This is a genomic window from Aeromonas sp. Y318-3 (assembly GCF_027706185.1).
Classification (GTDB): Bacteria; Pseudomonadota; Gammaproteobacteria; order Enterobacterales; family Aeromonadaceae; genus Aeromonas; species Aeromonas veronii.
This window is the reverse complement of record NZ_JAPDCN010000004.1, coordinates 40,001-62,324: the sequence shown is the minus strand read 5'-3', so window position 1 is coordinate 62,324 and position 22,324 is coordinate 40,001. Positions and strand designations below refer to the sequence as shown.

The window sequence follows — 22,324 nt, the reverse complement described above, 5'->3', positions numbered from 1 at the left end:
TCATCAGTTCTTGATCTCAATTAAGGCGCCCGAAAAGTGGGCCGCCGTCAACTGTCAGATCTGCCTCTCCTCTTCGCTGACTGCGGAATTCGAGATGGCGTTTGCAACCCATCCATCGGCAGTTTATGAGGTGATGATCCGGCTATGGCAGCACTTCAGGCCACCGAAGATAAAGAGGGCCGACAAGCTCTGGAAGGCCATCAGCAGCCAGCTGGCGTTGTCGGCAAGCTCGGCGGTGACGCTCTGGTGCGTGAGGTAGATCAGCAGGGTGATCACCCCCAGCAGCAGGCCGTTGATCAAGGTGGTGGAGATAAACCCGATCAGCCAGGCACTGGAAATGCTCAAGGCAGAAAATACGCTGCTCATGGCAAGCCGTGCCGCCATAAAACAGCCGAAAAAACCGAAGCCAAGCAGAAATATCATCTCGTCGCGCCAAATATAGCAACCTATTCCCAGCAATATCGCCGCCAGATAGGTGCCAATATAGAAAAGTCCGAATAAGCGACCAATTTCATGTTGCATCATTTACTCCCCTTTTTTTGGGTAATAAAAGGGTGCCCGACTCGATAAATCCGAGTCGGGTTCCCTTATTTGTGCAGAACCTCTTTTTTAGGGCGATCAGCCCTTGGCTGCGCTGCGCAATTTCGCCTTGAGCGCGCTGTATTCAGTCTGGACGTACACTTCCGCCTCAGGCTGATTGTCGATGCGCTCGATCTTCACCGCGCAGTACTTGTACTCCGGCGTGTGGGAGACGGGATCGACGTGCTCGATGGTGAGCTCGTTGCAGGCCCCGATCCACCACTGGTAGGTCATGTAGACCACCCCGGCGTTGACCCGGTCGTTGTAGTTGGCCCGGGTGATCACCTTGCCACGGCGCGACGAGATCCAGACCAGCGCCTGATCCTTCACCCCAAGCTTTTTGGCATCGCTCGGGTGGATCTGCACATAGCCCGGCTCATCGGCCAGGGTCTGCAGCGCCGAGCAGTTGCCGGTCATGGAGCGGCAGGAGTAGTGACCCACCTCGCGCACGGTGGAGAGCACCAGCGGGTACTCGGCACAGGGCTGCTCCAGCGGCGGCCGCCACTCGGAAGCGATCAGCTGGCCCTTGCCGCTCGGGGTGGTGAACACGTTCCCCTCGAACAGGGTGCTGGTGCCCGGGTGATCCTCGGTCGGGCAAGGCCACTGCACGCTCTTGAGATCGGCCATCTTGTCGTAGCTGACCCCGGCATAGAGCGGGCAGAGCGCACGCATCTCGTCCCAGATCTCTTCGGTGTTGTGGTACTCCATGGGATAACCCATGGCTGTCGCCATCAAGGAGAAGATGGCCCAGTCCGGCTTCACGTTCTCGGGGGGCGTCACCGCCTTGTAGAAGCGCTGGAAGCCGCGATCTGCCGAGCTGTAGACCCCTTCGTGCTCGCCCCAACTGGTGGCGGGCAGAATGACGTCGGCCATCTCGGCGGTCTGGGTCATGAAGATATCCTGCACGATCACCAGCTCCATCCCCGCCAAAGTGCGGCGGAACTGAGCCAAGTCAGCTTCGGTCTGAGCCGGATCTTCACCGAAGATGTAGAAGGCCTTGCACTTGCCCTCCTCCACCTTGTGGCCAAGCTCCGTCAGGCGATAGCCGGGCTTTTGGGAGAGCGACTCCACGCCCCACGCCTTGGCAAACTTGGCGCTGATGGCGGGATCGGCCACCGACTGATAACCCGGGAACTGGTGCGGCAGCATCCCCATGTCACAGGTGCCCTGCACGTTGTTCTGACCACGTACCGGCCCGCAACCGGTACCGCGGCGACCAAAGTTGCCGGTCAGCAGCGCCAGACCCGCGAGCCCCTTGACCACGTCCACCGCCTGACCGTACTGGGTCACCCCCATGCCCCACAGGATCATGGAAGCAGGCGACTCGGCGTAGGTGCGAATGGCGGCGCGGATATCGGCGGCTTTCAGACCAGTGATCCCCTCCACATATTCCGGGGTGTACTTGGCCACCGTCGCCTTGAAGGTCTCGAACCCTTCGGTGTAGTTGGCGACAAATGCCTTGTTGTAGAGCCCTTCATTGATCAACACGTTGGCGAAAGCGTTAACCAGCGCCATGTTGGAACCGTTTTTGAGCGGCAGCCACTGATCGGCGATGCGGGCGGTCTCCACCATACGGGGATCACACACAATCACCTTGGCCCCGTTTGCCTTCGCCTTGAGGATATGGCGGGCGACGATGGGGTGAGAGTCAGCAGCGTTGTAACCAAACACCAGCAGGCACTTGGTCTCTTGAATTTCGGGAATGGCGTTGCTCATGGCGCCGTTACCTACAGTTGTCTCCAGACCGGAGACTGAGGGTGCGTGTCACACCCTCGCGCAGTGGTCGACGTTGTTCGTCCCAATCACCGCACGGGCAAATTTCTGCATCACATAGTTGGCTTCATTGCCGGGGCCACGGGCAGAGCCGGTGGTCATGATGGCGTCCGGGCCATATTTCGCCTTGATGGCAGAGAGACGGCTGCTGGCGAACTCGATCGCCTCATCCCAGGAGACAGCCTCGAATTTGCCACCGCGCTCGCGGCGGATCATCGGGCTCTTGAGACGGGGGGTCAGCAGGTTGGTGTCGTTCAAAAAATCCCAACCGTAATAGCCCTTGAGGCAGAGCTGCCCCTCGTTGGTCCGGCCGTTGGCGCCTTCGGCCCCCACCACCTTGTCGTTTTCAACCAGCAGGTTGATTTTGCAACCGGTGCCGCAATAGGGGCACACGGTAATGACTTTTTTCATGACTCACACTCTTGTTTGTTAACGAAAAACGGCTCGGCAAGCCCGCTCACACCCGCGCCGGCATCGCCAGCAGTGCCTCGGCACTGGCCAGCTGTTTCTGCCGGTTCAGGTTTTCAAGATGCTCCGGCGTGACCAGCCGCAGCGCCTGGGTCGGACACACCTCGACACAGGCCGGGCCCGCCTCGCGGTGACGGCAGAGATCGCACTTGAGCGCCTGCGCCTTGGTCTGCGGACGCTTGAAGAGCGAATCCACAGCCGGGGGCACCTCTTTGAGCACCACCGCCATGGCGCCGTAAGGACAGGCCACCACGCAGGACTTGCAGCCGATGCAGCGCTCCTGCAACACCTTGACGCAGCCATCCTCGCTGACGATGGCATTGTTCGGGCAGGCCATGGCGCACGGCTTGTCTTCACACTGGCGGCAGAGCACCGGCGTGGTCACCTTGCTGCCCACGATCACCTTCAGGCGCGGCTGAAAGTAGCTGTCCCTGGAGACCAGATGTCCATCCTCGATGGCAAGATGCAGGCCGCCCTCCCGCTCAAGGGTCCCGCTGCAAGACCCTGACTGGTGTGAAACGGCGCAGGCCACCTCACAGGTACGACACCCAATACAGAGACTGGGATCTGCAATCACGAAGCTGTTCATAGAGAGGGATCCTAAATGGTTCGTTACACCGGGCCGCCCGCCGACAGGCAAAGAGGCGGCCAGCCCCCCACAAAGCATTTATCAGACCAAAACGGGAGAATGGCGCGATAAAAATTCACAACCAACTGAAAATAAAGGAGTAATCAGCAAGAAGAACGTGCTGATTGCCACCTCTGACGAGGGTGACGACGGGGTGGGAAGTGTGATCGACACGACAAAAGTGACGAGCTCGACACCGGCTGACTAAGGTATTTCACCCTACCCTTTCAACTTAATTGCTCAAGCAACACCCAATCAATGACTAATTTGTTGATCCTGAACAGATTATGCGCCGATTGCCCTTTTTACCCCCTACCCGATTGGATAGCATGCTTCAGTTGGCAACCAGCTTCGTTGGGGGGATCATTTCATGCAGATACGCAACACAATCTCATGGATTCAAAAATAGACTGATGACTGAAACTTGGGGAGATTGAGGGATGGCTACGAAAACAATTTTTATAATACCAAGTTACAGTATTGGTACTCTCCATTTAAATAATTGTTAGCTTAAAATAGGAATCTGTATGACTAAAGAACAAGATTTAAATAGTCGAAATATACCTCTTCCAATTCAACGAGAAGTTAGACAGCGTTGTGGCTTCGGTTGTGTTATCTGCGGAATGCCATTGTATGAATATGAGCACATGGAGGAATGGGCTAACGTCAAACGCCATGTAGCTGAAGAGATAACTTTATTGTGTGATCAACACCACAGAGAAAAAACAGGTGGCCTACTCCCAAAACAAGTAGTACGTGATGCAAATCAAAATCCATTTAATCTTCGTAAGGGTGTATCTAAACCCTACAGCTTACATTTTTCCGGAAAAACAGCTGAAATTGAAATAGGTGGAAACAGCTTTACATGTAATGACCAAGGGTATGGAACCGCAATGGTACCTATTAGTGTTGATGGTACTCCCTTGATTGGCCTTATCATGGCGGATGGTCATCTACTTCTAAATCTAGTTATTTTCGATGAATTTAATGCACCAGTTCTTCATATAAAAAACAATCAACTATATTACTCAACAACCCCTTGGGACATACAGTTAATAGGTACAAAACTATCGATTCGTGAGGCGCACCGAAAGATACTGATTGAAATAGACTTCAAACCTCCGAACAAAGTAATTGTTAATCGTGGAAGATTTTTAAAAAATGGTGTAGAGATATTGGTTAGACCTCAAAACATATTAATCACAAACAACTCTACTTTAATTAGTGGTTGTCATGCACACAATTGTTATGGGGGACTAATAATCGGTCACCATGAACAACATCTAGGTGGTTTTATGGCTTTGGGCAACCTACCAAGGTATCTAGGTGATCGCACCGAAGCTCTTAAGTTTGAGAGAGAATCAATGGCTAGAATTGAAGACAGGAAAGCAATTGAAGTAGTTGATACCAACACTACTGAAACTTGATCTCTTATTATCACATTTTAAATTAGTGCCGTAGGGTGCAATAAGCGCAGCGCATTGCACCTTTTGCTTCTTTCAATATTTGGTGCAATTCACTTCGTTCATTGCACCCTACGATTATATTTTAATGGAGTAAGATTTGATGAATATAAAAATCCATAATGAACATAAAGATGACATCTTCAATGTACTTGTTGATAACCTTAGACAATTTAACTTTGATAAAATGGGTGAGGAACGCTCCCAACCTTTAATTATTGCCATTCATGATGATAATGACGAAGTTGTCGGTGGCATTGCCGGACGAACTATTTATCATCAACTGTTGATCGAAGTGCTTTGGGTACACAATGACAAGAGAGGACAGGGGCTCGGCATTCAATTAATGGAGATTGCTGAACGTGAGGCACAAAAACGAGGCTGTATTGCAGCTCAAGTCGACACTCTCTCATTTCAGGCACCCAAATTTTATGAAAAAATGGGATTTAAAATAGTCGGTAAAGTGAGCGGCGTAAAAAATAGTCCTGACCGCTACTTTTTATTGAAGCACTATCATGGATAATAATAATTACCGTAGGGTGCAATAAGCGCAGCGCATTGCACCTCTTGCCTCTTTTAATACTTGGTGCAATTCACTTCGTTCATTGCACCCTACATTTTTCTCCTTTAGCAAATAAAGACTCCATTGCTACCCAACGCTCTCCCCTTTGCCATCCTGCCAGCATTTAATTAGTGATTACTTTGTCGTCTATTTATTATCCATTTTGGTAAAAGAGAGTAGCCAAACCACTTCGCTAGATAAAACAAACAGTTGCCTGCATTACCGCGTTATATTTCAATCACCGGATAATTAATTCTCTTACTCAAATTGAACTTTTGATTATTTATAACTGAGCATAGTCCTGCAGAGTGTGTGTCATTATAAGCTTAATGACAGATGAACAGACTGTGTTCCATGACAAGCAGATCACTATTCCGTTAGCGCCCTTTCCCATCGCAATCCATTAATTTTCTCCCGATTAAATATCACGACTCTCTTGGTAGGTCGGGCAGCTGTGCGTTGGCAAACGTGTAAACATCAAACTGACAAGATGAACTCATGAACTGTGATAAACAACAAGCCATGTCCGGCGTTATGCTGGCGGCGATTGGCGTAGTCTATGGCGATATCGGCACCAGCCCGCTCTATACCTTGCGCGAGTGCCTGTCAGGTCAATTCGGGTTCGGCGTCGAGCCGGCCTCCATTCTCGGCTTTCTCTCGCTGATCTTCTGGCTGCTGATCCTGGTGGTGTCGGTCAAGTACCTCTCCTTTGTGATGCGGGCCGACAACGCCGGTGAGGGTGGCATTCTCACCCTGATGTCGCTGGCAACCCGCAACGCCTCCACCCGCTGGACACCGCTGCTGATCATCCTCGGCCTGATTGGCGGCAGCTTCTTCTATGGCGAGGTGGTGATCACTCCGGCGATGTCGGTGATGTCGGCCATCGAGGGTCTGAGCATTCTCACCCCCGCCCTCGACCCCTATATCGTCACTCTCTCGGTGCTGGTGCTGACCCTGCTGTTTGCCATCCAGAAACATGGCACCGCCATGGTGGGCAAGCTGTTTGCCCCCATCATGCTGATCTGGTTTATGACGCTGGCGGTGCTGGGGCTGCGCGGCATCATCCACAACCCCGAGGTGCTGGGGGCGCTCAACCCCATCTGGGCGGTGCGCTTCTTTATCCAGTACCAGACCACCTCCTTCTTTGCCCTCGGCGCCGTGGTGCTGGCCATCACCGGGGTGGAGGCGCTCTACGCGGATATGGGCCACTTTGGCAAAAATCCAATTCGCCTCGCCTGGTTTATCGTGGTGCTGCCCTCGCTGGTGCTCAACTACTTCGGTCAGGGTGCGCTGCTGCTAAGCAACCCCGCCGCCATTGCCAACCCCTTCTTCCTGCTCGCGCCGAAATGGGCGTTGGTGCCGCTGCTGCTGCTGGCAACCATGGCGACGGTGATCGCCTCGCAGGCGGTGATCTCCGGGGTCTTTTCGCTGACCCGTCAGGCGGTGCGGCTCGGTTATCTCTCCCCCATTCGCATCGTTCATACCTCCGAGCAGGAGTCCGGCCAGATCTATATTCCGGTCATCAACTGGATGCTCTATATCTCGGTGGTGATCGTCATCATGAGCTTCGAGCACTCCAGCAATCTGGCGGCGGCCTACGGCATCGCCGTGACCGGCACCATGGTGCTCACCTCCATCCTCTCCTGCTCGGTGGCCAAGAACAGCTGGTACTGGAACAAGTATCTGGTGGCTATCCTGTTTGCCGCGCTGCTCTGTATCGACGTGCCGCTGTTTGCCGCCAACCTCGCCAAGATCTTCTCCGGCGGCTGGCTGCCGCTCACCCTGGGCGCGGTGATGTTCACCGTGATGACCAGCTGGAAGAGCGAGCGTTTCCAGCTTATTCGCCGCCTGAACGAGCACGGCAACTCCCTTGAGCCGATGATCGCCTCGCTGGAGAAATCCCCGCCGACCCGGGTGGCCGGCACTGCGGTCTATATGTCGCGGGTGGTCAATGTGATCCCTCATGCGCTGCTCCATAACCTCAAGCACAACAAGGTGCTGCACGAGCGGATCATCCTGCTCACCCTGCGGGTGGAGGATATGCCCTACGTCCACAATGTGCGCCGGGTCTGCATCGAGCAGCTCTCCCCTACCTTCTGGCGGGTGGTGGCAAGCTACGGTTGGCGCGAGACCCCGAACGTGGAGGAGATCTTCCACCGCTGCAACGCCGAGGGGCTGAGCTGCCGGATGATGGAGACCTCGTTCTTTATGGCCCACGAGTCGCTCATCATGAAAGACCGCCCCTGGTATCTCTATCTGCGCGGCAAGCTCTTTATGCTGCTGCAGCGCAACGCCCTGCGCGCCCCGGATCAGTTCGAGATCCCGCCCAACCGGGTCATCGAACTTGGATCCCAGGTGGATATCTGATGGCGGGTTGATGGCCTCTTGATGGCATAAAAAACGTCAGCAAATAGAGAGGGAGGCATTGGCCTCCCTCTCTTGTTTCCGTTAACCCCCATTACCGGCCCCTCATCCCCAGCCCTTCTCCCGCAAGGGGAGAAGGGAGCAAACCACGGCAAATCGAACCAGCTCATTTCCCCTCACACAACAGCCGTAGGGTGCAACAAGCGCAGCGCCGTGCACCACGAACATATTTTGATAGCGGTGCAATTCACTGCGTTCTTTGCACCCTACTTATGCTGCGTTTTCCAAGGTGACGAACCCTCCCGGCGGCTTCGTCACAAGTGACGAACGTCACAGTTCGACAGCCATACCAGCCCTTTCACTCAACCATGTAAATATTTTTATTTATTTAAAAACAGACACTTAAAATCAATTTTACTGCAAAAACCATTCTGGCCCGTATCTTGCCAACCTGCCCCTACTTTCTCCGTTCGCGACACGACAAGGTAGGCTATGAACCGCTTCGTTATCGCTGACCCCAAGCTTTGTATCGGCTGTGGCACCTGTATGGCGGCCTGCAGCGAGGTACACAAGGCGCAAGGTTTGCAGCAAGCCCCCCGTTTAACCGTTATGCGACACGAGCAGGCGACCATGCCGGTTCAGTGCCGTCACTGTGACGATGCCCCCTGCATCAAGGTGTGCCCGGTCGAGGCCATTCGCCAGACCGGCGATTGCGTGCAACTCAACGAGTCCCTCTGCATCGGCTGCAATCTCTGCGCCGTGGCCTGCCCCTTTGGCGCCATCCAGAGCGGCGGCAGCCGTCCGGTGGCCGTGTCCACCAGTTACGACACCTATATCCCCTGCTCCATCCGATCCAGCAACCCCTCCACCTCCGCCGGCCTGCGCTGCTTTGGCGAGGATCTGCTGAGCTGGGAACCGGGGGTGCGCAGCATCGCCGTCAAGTGCGACCTGTGCGAGTTTCGCACCGATGGCCCGGCCTGTGTCGGTGCCTGCCCCTCCCAGGCGCTGAAGCTGGTCAATGACGGCGACACCGAACGCGCCGCCCGTATCCGTCGCCAGCAAGCGGCCGATACCAACCCGCAAGGGGCCTCTGCCTTCTCGGCGCCAGCCACGGCGCTCCCTGCATCCGATTTATCCACCACTGAGGGAGTTCGCTGATGTTGTCCCCCTTTGTTATGGCCACGCTCCTGCTCTTTTTGCTGGGTGCTGCCGCCGGTTTGCTCCTGCAAAAGCTGCCCGCACTGGCCAACCGCCTCAATAGCGGCTTTGCCCTGTTGGGGTCACTCGCGGGTCTGGTCGCCGCCATCCAGATCTTTGCCCAAGGCGCCCCCATCGACGGCCAGCTCTGGCTGCTGGGCTCGGTGCACCTCGATATGCTCTCCGCGCTGATGCTGCTGGTGATTAGCACCGTCGGCGTCGCCGTCGCCCTCTACTCCTTTGCCTATATCCGCGAGTATCAGGGCAAGGGGGATGTGGCCATCGGCGCGCTGATGAACCTCTTCCTCTTTGCCATGGTGGGCATGGTACTGGCCGACAACGCGCTCGGTTTCTTGCTCTGCTACGAGCTGGTGACCCTCACCACCTACTGGCTGGTCAAGACCAACCCGGATGCTGCCAAACAGAGCCGTCTCTATCTGGTGATGAACCATATCGGCATGGCGCTGGTGCTGATCGCCTTCTGGCTGCTCTGCCGCGAAAGCGGCTCGCTGGAGTTCGCTGCACTGCGCGAGCACCATCTGGCGGGCGCTTTGGCCTCTCTGGTGTTCCTGCTCAGCTTCTGCGGCTTTGGCCTGCGCGCCGGTTTCGTGCCGCTGCACGGCTGGCTGCCGGTGGCCGAGCCCGTTGCGCCGTCCCATATCTCGGCGCTGATGTCCGGCGTGATGGTGAAGCTGGGCCTCTTTGGCATCTTGCGGGTCAGCATCGATTTTCTCGGCGCCAGCCAGCTCTGGTGGGGCTATGTGGTGCTGATCTTCGGCGCCTGCTCGGCAGTGCTCGGGGTACTGTTTGCGCTGGCCGAGCATGACCTCAAGCGGCTGCTCGCCTACCACACGGTGGAGAACATCGGCATCATCCTGATGGGGATGGGGATCGGCATGGTCGGCATCGCCAACCAGCAGCCGGCGCTGGTGTTGCTGGGGCTGCTCGGTGCCCTCTATCACCTGCTCAACCACGCCATCTTCAAGAGCCTGCTCTTTATGGGTACCGGCTCGGTGATGTTCCGTCTGCACACCCGCGATATGGACAAGATGGGGGGGCTCGCCAAGCTGATGCCCTGGACCGCGCTGGCGTTCCTCATCGGCGCCATGGCCATCTCGGCGCTGCCGCCGCTCAACGGCTTTGTCAGCGAGTGGTTTATCTATCAATCCCTGCTCTCCATGACCAAACTCGGCACCTCTGTCGTTGCGCCGCTCGCGGTAGTGATGCTGGCGGTGACCGGCGCCATGGCGGTGATGTGTTTCGTCAAGGTGTACGGCATCTGCTTCTGCGGCGCCCCGCGCAGCGAGAAAGCGAGTCACGCCCGCGAAGTGCCGGGCGCCATGGTGGCAGGCACCCTGCTGCTGGCCGCCGTCTGTCTGGTGCTGGGTCTGGGCGCCCCCTGGATTGCCCCCCATATCGCCAGCTATGGCCAAGCCTTGGTCAGCGGCCAAATGAACGTGGCCACTGGCGCCACCCTGCTGCCGCTGGATAGCAGCCAGGCGATCCTCTCCCCGCCCGTTATCGCCATCACCTTGCTGGGGCTGTTCCTCATTCCGCTGCTGGTACTGGCCATCTTCAAGGGGCCCAAGCTGGGTCGTCGTCACGCCGGCACCCCGTGGGCCTGTGGTTACGCCTACGAGGAGCGCATGAGCCTCACCTCGGGCGGTGTCACCCACACCTTGCGCCAACTCTGCGCGCCGCTCTATCGCAAGCAGCCGCAGCTCGATCTGGCCACCGCCCTGCACGGGGTGAGCGATACCAGCGGAATGACCGGCTGGCTGCTACACGCCATTGTGCTGGCGCTCTTTATCCTGATGGCTGTAGGAGTCTGATATGCCTGTTCTTGAAATGCCGAGCTGGGGCATGGTTGCCCTCGCCCTGACCCAGGCCATCGCCATGCTGGCGCTGGCGCCGCTCGCCACCGGTTTCAACCGGGTGCTGCGGGCCAAGATGCACTCCCGTCAGGGGCCGGGCCTGCTGCAGGATTACCGGGATATCGCCAAGCTCCTGCGCCGTCAGGAGGTGACCCCCGAGCCTGCCGGCATCATCTTCAACCTGATGCCTACGCTGCTCATCGCCGCCCTCTTGCTGGTGGGGATGGCGCTGCCGACCCTGACTCATGAGTCCCCCTTCCCCATCGCCGGGGATCTCATCACCGATATCTATCTGTTCGCCATCTTCCGCTTCTTCTTCTCCCTCTCGGGGCTCGACAGCGGCAGCATGTTTGCAGGTATTGGTGCCCGCCGCGAGCTGACTCTCGGCATTCTGGTGGAGCCCATTCTGGTGCTCGCCTGCTTCATCATGGCGATGATGGTGGGCAGCTCGGATCTGGGCAATATCAGCAACTATGTAGCGACCCAGCCACTGGCCGCTCCCATCGCTACCCTCTTGGCGGGTGCCGCCTGCGCCTTCGCGGTGTTTGTCGAGATGGGCAAGCTGCCCTTTGACTGCGCCGAAGCCGAGCAGGAGCTGCAGGAGGGGCCGCTCACCGAGTACTCCGGTGCGGGGCTGGCCTTGCTCAAGCTCTCCATCGGCCTCAAGCAGCTGGTGGTGGTGCAGCTCTTTCTGGTCATTTTCCTCCCCTTCGGCAAGGCGGCCAACTGGAGTCTGCCTGCGCTCATCGGCGCGGCGCTGATCCTCGCCTGCAAGCTGCTGGTGGCCTTTTTGCTGGCCGGCATCATCGAAAACGCCATGGCCCGTACCCAGTTCGTGCGCACCCACAAGCTCACCCGCTACGGGTTGGGGCTGGCCCTGCTGGCGCTGCTCGCCTATCTGGTCGGGATCTGAATCATGCCCGCCAGCACAGCAACTTTTTCCGATTTCATCATTTGTGAATGCTCATTCCCGAACATTAAAGTGAGAACTGCATGACCATCGCCATTTCGGATCGCATCGGCTGCGACTACATCCAGCAGGTGCGAGCACAACTGCCCCACGCCATCGTCGACGAGGAGTGGCAAACCGCCGATCAGGCCACCATCACCGTCAAGCCCACCAGTCTGGTCGAGACCGCCAGCCTGATCTTCCATCAGCTGGGGGGCTGGCTTCCGCTATCCTTTGCCAATGACGAGCGCAGCCTCAACGGCCACTTCGCCGTCTACCACGTCTTCTCCATGGAGGGCGACACCAAGTGCTGGATCACCGTCAAGGTGCTGGTGGATGCCGATACCCAGGAGTACCCCTCCATCACCCCGACCATTCCGGCGGCGGTGTGGGGCGAGCGGGAGATCCGCGACATGTACGGCCTGCGCGCCATCGGTCTGCCGGACGAACGCCGTCTGGTACTGCCGGATGACTGGCCGGAGGATATCCACCCCCTGCGCAAAGACGCCATGGATTACCGTCAGCGCCCGATGCCCACCACCGACACCGAGACCTACCCCTTCGTCAACGAGCTCGGCAGTGATGCCAACCGCATCGTGCCGGTCGGTCCGCTGCACATCACCTCCGACGAACCGGGCCACTTCCGTCTGTTCGTCGATGGTGAAGACATCATCGATGCCGACTACCGCCTCTTCTATGTCCATCGCGGCATGGAGAAGCTGGCCGAAACCCGCATGGGCTACAACGAAGTGGCCTTCCTGACCGACCGGGTCTGCGGCATCTGCGGTTTTACCCACAGCGTCGCCTACACCACCTCGGTGGAGAACGCCATGGGTATTCCGGTACCCGAGCGGGCCAAGATGATCCGCGCCGTGCTGCTGGAGGTGGAGCGCCTGCACAGCCATATCCTCAACATCGGCCTGTCGAGCCACTTCACCGGTTTCGACACCGGCTTCATGCAGTTCTTCCGGGTGCGGGAGAAATCCATGACCCTGGCCGAGCTGCTGACCGGCGCGCGCAAGACCTACGGCCTCAACCTGATTGGCGGGGTACGCCGCGACATCTTCAAGGAAGATCGCATCAAGGGTGCCCAACTGGTGCGGGAACTGCGTGATGAGCTCAAACCCCTGGTGGCCATGCTGCTGGATACCGCCAACATCTCCTCCCGCCTCATCGGTATCGGCAAGCTCGACCCGCAAATTGCCCGCGATTTCAGCTGCGTCGGCCCCATGGTGCGGGCGAGCGGCTTCAAGCGTGACGTGCGCCGGGTTCACGACTTTGCCGGTTACCGCGAGCTGCCGATGGAGATCCAGACCAAGGCGGGTTGCGATGTGCAATCCCGGGTGCTGGTGCGCATCCACGAGCTCTACGACTCCCTCGACATGATTGAGTTCGGCCTGGAGCACCTGCCGGAAGGGCCACTGCTCACCGAAGGCTTCACCTACCAGCCGGGCAAGTTTGCGCTGGGCTTTACCGAAGCGCCCCGCGGCGAGAACGTCCACTGGAGCATGACCGGGGACAACCAGAAGCTGTTCCGCTGGCGCTGCCGCGCCGCCACCTACGCCAACTGGCCTGCTCTGCGCTACATGCTGCGCGGCAATACCGTGGCGGATGCGCCGCTGATCATCGGCAGTCTGGATCCCTGCTACTCCTGTACCGACCGGGTCACCCTGGTCGACCCCAAGAAGGGCAAATCCACCGTGGTCTCCTACAAGGAGATCGAGCGCTACGGCATCGATCGCAGAAACTCTCCGCTGAAATAAGGGGTCATCATGATCAAGCTGTTCAAGACCATCCTCAAGGCTGGCACCCCGACCGCCAAGTACCCCTTCGCCCCATACGAGGTGAACCGGGATTTTCGCGGCAAACCCAAATATCAGGCGGATCAGTGCATCGCCTGCGCCGCCTGCACCAAGGCCTGCCCGGCCAATGCGCTGGTGATGGAAGTGGATATGGAGACCGGCGAACGGCGCTGGGAGATCTCCATGGCGCGCTGCATCTTCTGCGGCCGCTGCGAGGAGGTCTGCCCGACCCGCGCCATCGCCCTCTCCCCCGAGTTCGAACTGGCGGTGACCAACAAGGCGGACCTTTATGAGGAGGCCCGCTTCGCGCTGGCCCCCTGCACCCTGTGCGGCACCTACTTTGCCCCGAGCAAGCTGGTGGCACTGGTGGAGGACACCCTCAAGCAGGCAGGCACACCGCTCGCGACCCCTGAGCGACTTCACCACTGCCCCGACTGCAAACGAAAACAGAGCATGCTGAGCCAGCCTGACTCGGCCCTGATCACACCGATAGCCACACAACAGGAGTGGATGTGATGAGCAAGATCAAAGGCATAGAACCGGTTGTCGGCCATGCCCATACCCGCGCCGTGCCGCTGGCACAGGATCCCGAGATCACCAAACTCAAGAAGACCCTGCTCAAGGACATTCGCCGCTCGGCCTATGTCTACCGGGTCGATTGCGGCGGCTGCAACGCCTGCGAGATCGAGATCTTCGCCACCATCACCCCGCTGTTCGATGCCGAGCGTTTCGGCATCAAGGTGGTCGCCTCCCCCCGCCACGCCGACATCCTGCTCTTTACCGGCGCGGTGACCCGGGCGATGCGGGTGCCGGCCCTGCGCGCCTACGAGGCGGCGCCCGATCCCAAGATCTGCATCGCCTACGGCGCCTGCGGCTGTGACGGCGGCATCTTCCACGACCTCTACTGCGTTTGGGGCGGCACCGACAAGATCGTGCCGGTAGATGTCTATATCCCCGGCTGCCCTCCGACACCGGCGGCTACCATCTACGGCTTTGCCGTGGCGCTCGGTCTGCTGGAGCAGAAACTCAAAGCCACCAGCCACGAGGTGCAACCGGGTGAGCGGGTCGAACTGCGCCACACCGGCATCCCCAATGAAATCCGGGTGATGATCGAGCGCGAAGCGCGCCGCATGGCCGGTTATCGGCAGGGGCGGATCATCGCCGACGAGTTTATGGCCCTGCTTGAAGGGGCGACCCAGCAGGATGTGGATCTGCGCATCCAGAGCTACCTCGATCAGCACGACGATCCGCGCCTCTCGGAGATCGTCAACAACCTCGCAAACGCCTGCCTCAACCGGGCGGCCGGCAAGGGAGAGGCGGTACATGGCTGACGAGGTTTTTTTCTACCGCCTCTCGCGCAAGTTCGTCGACGAGCAGTTCGACGTCCCCGAGGAAGCCAAAGAGGTGATGTACTACAGCCTCGCCATCGGCCACCATCTCGGCATCGTCGATTGCCTGCGAGCAGACCTGGTCTGCTCGCTGACCGGTTATCGCGACTGGGTAGCCAAGCTGCCAGAGGGGAGTGAAGCGCGCCGCAAGATGGAGGGATTTCTCACCTTTGGCGAGATCACCATCTATCGCGAGCACTGCCATATGCTGGCCTGCGCCTTCGACCGACTGCGCAAAGCCGACAATCTGCTCGATGAGCAGGAGCTGGGCTGGACCAATACCTTTATGGATCAGCTCACTGCCCTCTTTAACGACCCCCATATGTACCTGATGGTAAGGAGCCGCTGATGGGCTGCAATCTCGTGTTGACCGTGGGCAATGCCATGATGGGGGACGACGGTGCCGGCCCCTATCTCGCCGACAAGCTGCAGGCCGCACCCCTGCCCGGATGGATCCATATCGACGGCGGCATCGCGCCGGAAAATGTGGTCTACAAGGTGCGGGAGCTACAACCGGAGCGGGTGGTGCTGGTGGATGCCGCCGAGATCGGCGAGAAGGCGGGAACCCTGCAGGTGATCCCCCCCGAGACCATCGCCGAGATGTTTATCTTCTCGATCCACAATATGCCACTCAATTTCCTGATCGACGAGCTCAAGACCTTTGTCCCCGAGGTGATCTTTGTCGGGGTACAACCGGCCATCGTGGCGTTCTCCTTCCCGATGACCGAGATGGTGAGCGAGGCGATGGATTATCTTTATCAGCATCTTGATGCCGCCAGTGACACCAGTCTGTTAATAGATAAACTGGATCAGTGGAATATTGCCAACGCCAACCGGTGATTATTTATCGAGTTGTTAACGACCGTTATTGACCAACGGTTACGGCAATGTGATCGAGGCCCGATGTTAAATTAAAAACATCGGGCTAATTGTGCTGAACTTGATATAAAACAAGGTTCTTTGATTTTTTCAAAAAATCGCTAACTCTCGCTTTTTTATGACAAAAAAAGCGTTGCCAGTCACAGAATTTTGCCACAAAATGGCGACCGTTACGGAAGTTGATGGGGTCTGGTGGCCTCCTCGGTCTTCAAAACCGATGTGAGCCGAGAAGGCTTTGGCAGGTTCGATTCCTGCCTCTTCCGCCAAATTTATCTATTGAACAAATACTCTCTCGCTGAATTTTTCGGCCTGGATGTTATTTCCATTGTTTGTTCAATATGTTTGAAGTAATACCTTAAAAAAGGTGCTTGCCGCTTGCCAATATAATCCGAACTCAGGTTATCTCGCTGGCCAAAAATTAATTTATCAGCATCGATGCAGCATTAATTTATACCCGCTCATTGATGCACCCAGTTTGCACTCATCCGCAAATCGCCAGCAGTGCCATAACCCGTCAGCTCGGCCTCTCTATCGGCAAACCGGTGCGCATCCCGAACCCACGCACTGCACTGGTAATCCCATGCCGAACTCGTCTCACGCGCCAGCCATCCCCCATCGCCAGCCCGCATCAGGTACGGCTGCCGACGATTCACTGCCAGATTCACAGCAACAGCCCAGCCAGCAACAAACGCGCCGTCTGCCCCAAGTGGAACAGCTGCTGCAGCAACCCTTTCTCGCCGGGTTTATCGAGGCGCTGAGCCGCCCGCTGGTGACTCAGGCGGTGCGCGACACCCTGAGCGAGCTGCGCCAGAGCGAAGATTTTCGCCAGCACGGCGTCGCCCCCGGGCAGATCGAGGCGCTGATTGCCAAACGCTGCCGACAGCAGTTGCGCCAGCGTCAGACCCGGGTGATCAACGCCACCGGCACCCTGGTGCATACCAATCTGGGGCGCTCGCCATTAAGTCACGAGCTGTGGGACGAGGTGCGTGACCTCAACACCGGCTACAACAATCTGGAGCTGGATCTCGCCACCGGCAAACGCGGCGGACGCAAGGGGCTGATCGCCCCCCTGCTCCGTTGCCTCACCCAGGCCGAGGATTCGCTGGTGGTCAACAACAACGCCGCCTCGCTCTTTTTGCTGCTGCAGGAGGTGGCCAAAGGGCGCGAGGTGATCGTCTCGCGCGGCGAGCAGATCCAGATTGGCGGTGGCTTTCGCATTCCCGACATTCTGGCCCTCTCCGGCGCCAAACTGGTGGAGGTGGGCACCACCAATATCACCACCGCCAAAGATTACCTCGATGCCATCACCGATCAGACCGCGCTGGTGCTGATGGTGCACAGATCCAATTTCGCCATTCGCGGCTTTACCGAATCCCCCGATATTGGCGAGGTGGCCCGCGCCCTGCCCGAACATGTAGTGCTGGCGGTGGATCAGGGCTCGGGCTTGACCAGCGAAGAGTTTGCGCCGGACGAAACCTCGGTACGCCAGTACATCAAGGCGGGAGCGGATCTGGTCTGCTATTCCGGCGACAAGCTCTTGGGCGGCCCGCAATCGGGCATCATCAGCGGCCGCAGCGACCTTATCAAGCGGCTGGAAAAACACCCCATGATGCGTACCTTCCGCCCGAGCCGCATCGTCTACTCCCTGCTCGAACGCCTGCTCATCCACAAGCTCAACAAATCTCCCATCGGCGAGGGTATCGCCCAGCGCACCCTGAGCAACCCGGCTGCCATGCAGGCGAGAGCCTCCCGGCTGATGGCCGCCCTGCCCGGCTGCTTTGTGCCGGTTCCCGCCCAGCTGGTGGTAGGTGGCGGCACATTGCCGGACGAGTTCTATCCGGCGCCCGCGCTCGAGTGCACCGACCCGCGTCCGGCCCAGCAGCTGCTCGATGATTTGCGCGACCTGCCGGTGCCGGTCATCGCCACCGTGCGCCAGCAGAAGGTGCTGCTCAATATGGCCACCCTGCTGCCGACCGAGATGGAATTGCTGATCGCCCAACTCAGGGAGTTGCTGCTGCCCGCCCCGTTCAATACAACAAATGCGAGCGAGGAGCTTTGATCCCATGACCCCCTATCGCGCCGTTATCGGCCTTGCCGGCCACGTGGATCATGGCAAAACCCTGCTGATCAAGACCCTCACCGGCATCACCACCGCCCGCGCCCACGAGCAGGCTATCGGCATGACCCAGGATCTCGGCTTTGCCCACTTCGACGACGGTCAGGGCAACACCATAGGCGTCATCGACGTGCCCGGCCACGAGCGCTATATCCGCAATATGGTGGCGGGGCTCTGGAGTCTGGATCTGGTGCTGCTGGTGATTGCCGCCGACGAGGGGTGGATGCCGATGACCGGCGATCACCTGCGCCTGCTCAAGGCGATGGGGGTACCGCGCCTGCTGGTCTGCATCAACAAGTGCGATCTGGTCTCCCCAGACGAGCTTTTGCTGTTGGAGGAGAGCCTGCTGGAGCGGGTGATGGACGAGAGCGGCATGGTGCCCGATATCGTCAGCGTCAGCGCCAAAACCGGCGCCAATATGGCCGCCCTGCACACCGCCATCGTGCGCCAGCTTGCCGAACTGCCAGCCTCACAAGCGGCTCGCGAACAGAGCGCCCCGCGCCTCTATGTAGACAGGGTCTTTACCGCCAACGGCACCGGTACCGTGCTCACCGGCACCCTGCAGCAGGGCCGCCTCAAGGTGGGGGACAAGCTGCGCCTCTACCCTGCCGATCGGGAGGTGCAGGTGCGCTCCCTGCAGGCCTATCACCAGAGCGTCGACGAGATCGGCGCCGTCTGCCGGGTAGCGGTGGGCCTGAAAAAAGTACCTCACAAGGAGGTGGCCCGCGGCCACTGCCTGACCAGCGCTGTCGGCCAGTGCGAGGCGGCAACCCACCTTATCGTGCGACTAAACGCCGAGAGCCTGAGCGGCAAGGCGCTACGCCCCTCTCTGCACAACAAGGAGGTCGAAGTCGCCCTTGGCAGCTGGCATGGCCGAGCCCGTTTTGTTCCCATCAAGGATACCCGGCTGGCGCGGCTGATCTTTACCAGCCCCATCCCCTGCTTCTTTGGCCAGCCGCTTGCCATCATTCGCCACGGCAGCAGCGAACTGCTGCACGGCGCCCGCATCGTCTGGTGCGGCGACATCCATCCTGCCAGGCGCAAGGCGCTGCACGCCCTGCTGGGCGAGCTGCCTGATGACTTGGAGCGCTACAACCCGGCCACCTTGCAGCTGGGGCTCAATGGCTATGTGCTGGCCAGCCGCTTTGACCAGCGGCCAGAGCAGGTCACCCCCCTCGGTGAGTGGCTTCTGGATAACTGCTGGCTGGCCCAAAGCCGCGACCAGCTGCTCGCTACGCTGGCCAGCGAACCGCTGAGTGCCGCCGAGCTGGCAACCCGCTTTGGCATCGCCCTGCCGGTCATTCAGGCCCTGCTCCAGCAGCTCAAGAGCGAGCAGCTTGTTCGCCTGCACCATGACAAGTGGCAGCAGGGCAGCGGCGAGTCGGAAGATGATCTGGGGGAAGAGGCGCAGCTGGTGCTCAAGGTGGTGCGAGATCAAGGCAAGGAGGGGTACGAGCCCGGTAAACTGGGCCCCGGCGGCGTGGAGCTGGATCCCTTTATCACCCGCCAGCTGCCCGCGGCCCTGCAGCAGGGCCTGCTACAAAAAGGCGCGTTGCAAAAGCAGCTGCGCAATCTGGCGCGACTCAAGTATCTGGTGCAGCTCGATGGCCCCATCTACTACGACGCCGAGCTTTACAACCAGATGGTCGCCGCCGTGCTGGCGGGCCAGCAGGTGGGAGATCTGATCGACATGGCATCCCTCAAGGAGATCACCGGCTTGTCGCGTAAATACGCCATTCCGTTCTGCCTGCGCATGGAGATGGATGGCTGGGTGCGGCGCGAGGAGAACGAGCGCCGGGTGCTGCGTTTACCGCAGACTCAAGATGAGATGGAGCCGGCATGAGCGCCACCATCGCCCCCTCTGTCTCTGCCAATCCTGTGGCCAACCGGCTGCGCCGCGAATTTCATATCGACGGCATAGTTCAGGGGGTCGGCTTTCGCCCCTTCGTCTATGGGCTGGCGCTGCGCCACAGCCTTGCCGGTTATGTACTGAACGATGCCAACGGCGTCACCATCGGCGCCGAAGGATCGCCCGAGCAGCTGGCCAGCTTTGCCCGCGAACTGCGGGAACTGGCGCCGCCCTTAAGCCGTATCGATCATTTCAGCGAGCGGGAACTGCCCCTCGCTCATGATCCCGACTTCGATGGCCAATTTCATGGCCAGTTTCGAATTAAAGCCAGCCAGCAGCAGAGCGCGGCCACGGTCGCCATCTCGCCGGATCAGGGGATGTGCGAGGCATGCGCCAACGATGTGGCCAATCCCAACGATCGCCACCACCACTACCCCTTTACCAACTGCACCCACTGCGGCCCGCGCTACACCATCATCCGCCGCCTCCCCTACGACAGACCCCATACCGCCATGGCGGGCTTTGCCATGTGCCCGCGCTGTGCGGCGGCCTATGAAAACCCGCTGGACAGACGCTACCACGCCCAGCCGGTGAGCTGCCCCGAGTGCGGACCTCATCTCAGCTGGCGAAATGGCCACGGCGATGCGCTGGCCGAGCGCGAGGATGCCCTGCAAGCAGCTGCAAACGCCCTGCAAGCAGGCAAGCTTATCGCGGTCAAGGGGATGGGGGGTTATCACCTGATGTGTGATGCCCGCAATGAACAGAGTGTTGCCAGATTGCGAACGCTCAAACGGCGCGCGCGCAAACCGCTGGCGGTGATGATGGGCTCCCTTGCCGAGGCCAAACTGCATGTCACCGGCTGCGAAGCAGAGTGGAAGCTGCTCGCCTCTCAGGCCAGACCCATCGCCTTGCTGCGCAAGCGCGAAAACGATGATCGGCCGTCAGAATCCCAACTGACAACCGCGCCGCTGGCCGAGAGGATCGCCCCCGGCATCCCCTACCTTGGCATCATGCTCCCCTATACCCCGCTCCATCAGCTACTGCTGGATGCCTGCGCCATGCCGCTGGTGGCCACCAGCGCCAATGGTCGCGGCAGCCCGATCCTTATCGAATGCGAGGCGGTGGTCAGGGAACTCGGCAGCGAGATTGACGGCATCCTGGATCACAACCGCCCAATCCTGCACCCCTGCGACGACAGTCTGGTGCAGTGGGCGGGCGGGCGACGCCAGACGTTGCGCCTCGCCCGAGGCTATGCCCCCTGCACCCCCAGCCTGAAAGAGGCGGTCAGGGTGCCGCTCTTGGCGGTCGGGGCGCAGCAGAAGAACCAGCTGGCGCTCGCCTTCGGCCGCCAGCGCATCTACAGCCCCTATATCGGCGATCTGCACAGCCTGCCGATGCAGGAGCACTTCGAGCAGACCCTGGCCACCTTTCGCGAACTCTACGACCTCAAGCCAGAACTGCTGGTCTCGGATCGCCACCCCGGCTACCTCAGCCATCAGTGGGCCAAGGGCTATTGCCAGGATCAGGGTGCCACCCACCTCGAGGTGCAGCACCATCACGCCCACCTGCTGGGGGTGATGGCCGAGCACGACATCACGGGCCCGGTGCTGGGTGTTGTCTTCGATGGCACCGGCCTTGGCGATGACGGCACCCTCTGGGGCGGCGAGCTGCTGATCGCAGACGTTCAGGGCTTCGATCGTGTTGCACACCTCGCGCCTTTCAAGCTGATCGGCGGCGAGGCGGCCATTCGCGAGCCGGTGCGTCAGCTGCTGGGGCTGCTGTTTGAATCGCACAGCCCTGAGGAGATCAGTGCCCTCGATATTCCGTTGATCAAGCAACTGCCCCTTAAGCGGATCAGCAACCTGCACCAGCTCTGGCATCTCGGTCGCAACGCCCCCTACACCAGTTCCATCGGTCGACTGTTCGATGCGGTGGCTGCGATCTTGGGAGTGATCGACACCCCCGATTACGAGGGCGAAGCGGGGCTCTTGCTGGAGGCGGCTGCCTTGCAGCTGGCCCCTGATGAACAGCCCTTACCCCTTGCCTTTGATCTCAGCCAATCAGCGGAAGGGCCGCTGCAGATCGAGTGGGCCGAGCTCATCAATACCCTTGTCAGCGAGCGGCGCCAAGGCACCTCCACCGCCAGCCTGGCCGCCGGTTTTATCCGCGCCATCAGCAATCTGGTGGTTGCCCTGGCCGAACGCTTCCCCGGCTATCCGGTGGCGCTCGGGGGCGGCGTCTTTCAAAACCGGGTGCTGATGGATCAGCTGGTTCCCGCGCTCGAAGCGGCTGGCCGGCAGGTATTGACCAGCGAAACCCTGCCGCTCAATGACGGTGGCATCGCCGCCGGTCAGCTCTGGTTTGCCATCCACCATCTTGCCACGCATCAGCCTGTAACAACCGGTTGTGCCACCTTGTCGGAGTCCTGAAATT

General features: G+C 59.2%; 17 protein-coding genes and 1 tRNA gene. 15 read left to right on the top strand and 3 right to left on the bottom strand.

Annotated features, from left to right (window positions below):
• Positions 1-123 precede the first annotated feature (123 nt).
• The 3 genes from OKB77_RS06875 to OKB77_RS06865 form a co-directional block, all read right to left on the bottom strand.
• The gene (locus tag OKB77_RS06875; RefSeq protein WP_064337654.1) at positions 124-522 is read right to left on the bottom strand and encodes a hypothetical protein; all 399 of its coding nucleotides are present in this window, start codon (positions 520-522) and stop codon (positions 124-126) included.
• A 96-nt stretch (positions 523-618) separates the two neighbouring features.
• Positions 619-2,763 carry a formate dehydrogenase subunit alpha gene (gene fdhF, locus OKB77_RS06870; RefSeq protein WP_270817237.1) on the bottom strand — a complete coding sequence of 715 codons (2,145 nt, stop codon included), beginning with the start codon at positions 2,761-2,763 and terminating at the stop codon, positions 619-621.
• Between the two features lie 46 nt (positions 2,764-2,809).
• Positions 2,810-3,409, bottom strand: coding sequence for a 4Fe-4S dicluster domain-containing protein (locus tag OKB77_RS06865; protein ID WP_236279996.1), 600 nt, complete (start codon positions 3,407-3,409; stop codon positions 2,810-2,812).
• Positions 3,410-3,975: 566 nt separating this feature from the next.
• Between OKB77_RS06865 and OKB77_RS06860 the strand changes: the two genes are divergently transcribed.
• From OKB77_RS06860 to hypF, 15 genes are all read left to right on the top strand, one after another.
• Positions 3,976-4,875 carry a hypothetical protein gene (locus OKB77_RS06860; protein ID WP_270817235.1) on the top strand — a complete coding sequence of 300 codons (900 nt, stop codon included), beginning with the start codon at positions 3,976-3,978 and terminating at the stop codon, positions 4,873-4,875.
• Positions 4,876-5,014: 139 nt separating this feature from the next.
• Positions 5,015-5,434, top strand: a complete 420-nt coding sequence (locus OKB77_RS06855; protein ID WP_270817234.1) for a GNAT family N-acetyltransferase — start codon at positions 5,015-5,017, stop codon at positions 5,432-5,434.
• Positions 5,435-5,971: 537 nt separating this feature from the next.
• A complete protein-coding gene (gene kup / locus OKB77_RS06850) occupies positions 5,972-7,840 on the top strand; it encodes a low affinity potassium transporter Kup (RefSeq protein WP_270817233.1) in 1,869 nt (622 codons plus the stop codon).
• A gap of 489 nt (positions 7,841-8,329) precedes the next feature.
• The gene (locus tag OKB77_RS06845) at positions 8,330-8,995 is read left to right on the top strand and encodes a 4Fe-4S dicluster domain-containing protein (protein WP_270817232.1); all 666 of its coding nucleotides are present in this window, start codon (positions 8,330-8,332) and stop codon (positions 8,993-8,995) included.
• Positions 8,995-10,866, top strand: coding sequence for a hydrogenase 4 subunit B (hyfB, locus tag OKB77_RS06840; protein WP_270817231.1), 1,872 nt, complete (start codon positions 8,995-8,997; stop codon positions 10,864-10,866). The genes OKB77_RS06845 and hyfB overlap by 1 nt, the downstream gene beginning before the upstream one ends.
• Position 10,867: 1 nt before the next feature.
• Complete coding sequence (locus OKB77_RS06835) at positions 10,868-11,821, top strand: respiratory chain complex I subunit 1 family protein (protein WP_270817230.1); 954 nt, start codon at positions 10,868-10,870, stop codon at positions 11,819-11,821.
• A gap of 80 nt (positions 11,822-11,901) precedes the next feature.
• Complete coding sequence (locus OKB77_RS06830; protein WP_270817229.1) at positions 11,902-13,620, top strand: hydrogenase large subunit; 1,719 nt, start codon at positions 11,902-11,904, stop codon at positions 13,618-13,620.
• A 9-nt stretch (positions 13,621-13,629) separates the two neighbouring features.
• Positions 13,630-14,175 (top strand): formate hydrogenlyase complex iron-sulfur subunit, encoded by a 546-nt coding sequence (locus tag OKB77_RS06825; protein WP_033115866.1) that lies wholly within the window; start codon positions 13,630-13,632, stop codon positions 14,173-14,175.
• Positions 14,175-14,990 carry an NADH-quinone oxidoreductase subunit B family protein gene (locus tag OKB77_RS06820; protein ID WP_005333324.1) on the top strand — a complete coding sequence of 272 codons (816 nt, stop codon included), beginning with the start codon at positions 14,175-14,177 and terminating at the stop codon, positions 14,988-14,990. Before OKB77_RS06825 ends, OKB77_RS06820 begins: the two co-directional genes overlap by 1 nt.
• Positions 14,983-15,396 carry a formate hydrogenlyase maturation HycH family protein gene (locus OKB77_RS06815; protein ID WP_011706331.1) on the top strand — a complete coding sequence of 138 codons (414 nt, stop codon included), beginning with the start codon at positions 14,983-14,985 and terminating at the stop codon, positions 15,394-15,396. The genes OKB77_RS06820 and OKB77_RS06815 overlap by 8 nt, the downstream gene beginning before the upstream one ends.
• A complete protein-coding gene (hycI, locus tag OKB77_RS06810; protein ID WP_270817228.1) occupies positions 15,396-15,887 on the top strand; it encodes a hydrogenase maturation peptidase HycI in 492 nt (163 codons plus the stop codon). The genes OKB77_RS06815 and hycI overlap by 1 nt, the downstream gene beginning before the upstream one ends.
• Positions 15,888-16,100: 213 nt before the next feature.
• A tRNA-Sec gene (locus OKB77_RS06805) sits at positions 16,101-16,192 on the top strand.
• Between the two features lie 314 nt (positions 16,193-16,506).
• Positions 16,507-17,985 (top strand): L-seryl-tRNA(Sec) selenium transferase, encoded by a 1,479-nt coding sequence (gene selA / locus OKB77_RS06800; protein WP_270817227.1) that lies wholly within the window; start codon positions 16,507-16,509, stop codon positions 17,983-17,985.
• A gap of 4 nt (positions 17,986-17,989) precedes the next feature.
• A complete protein-coding gene (selB, locus tag OKB77_RS06795) occupies positions 17,990-19,885 on the top strand; it encodes a selenocysteine-specific translation elongation factor (RefSeq protein WP_270817226.1) in 1,896 nt (631 codons plus the stop codon).
• Complete coding sequence (hypF, locus tag OKB77_RS06790; RefSeq protein ID WP_270817225.1) at positions 19,882-22,320, top strand: carbamoyltransferase HypF; 2,439 nt, start codon at positions 19,882-19,884, stop codon at positions 22,318-22,320. The genes selB and hypF overlap by 4 nt, the downstream gene beginning before the upstream one ends.
• Positions 22,321-22,324: the final 4 nt, after the last annotated feature.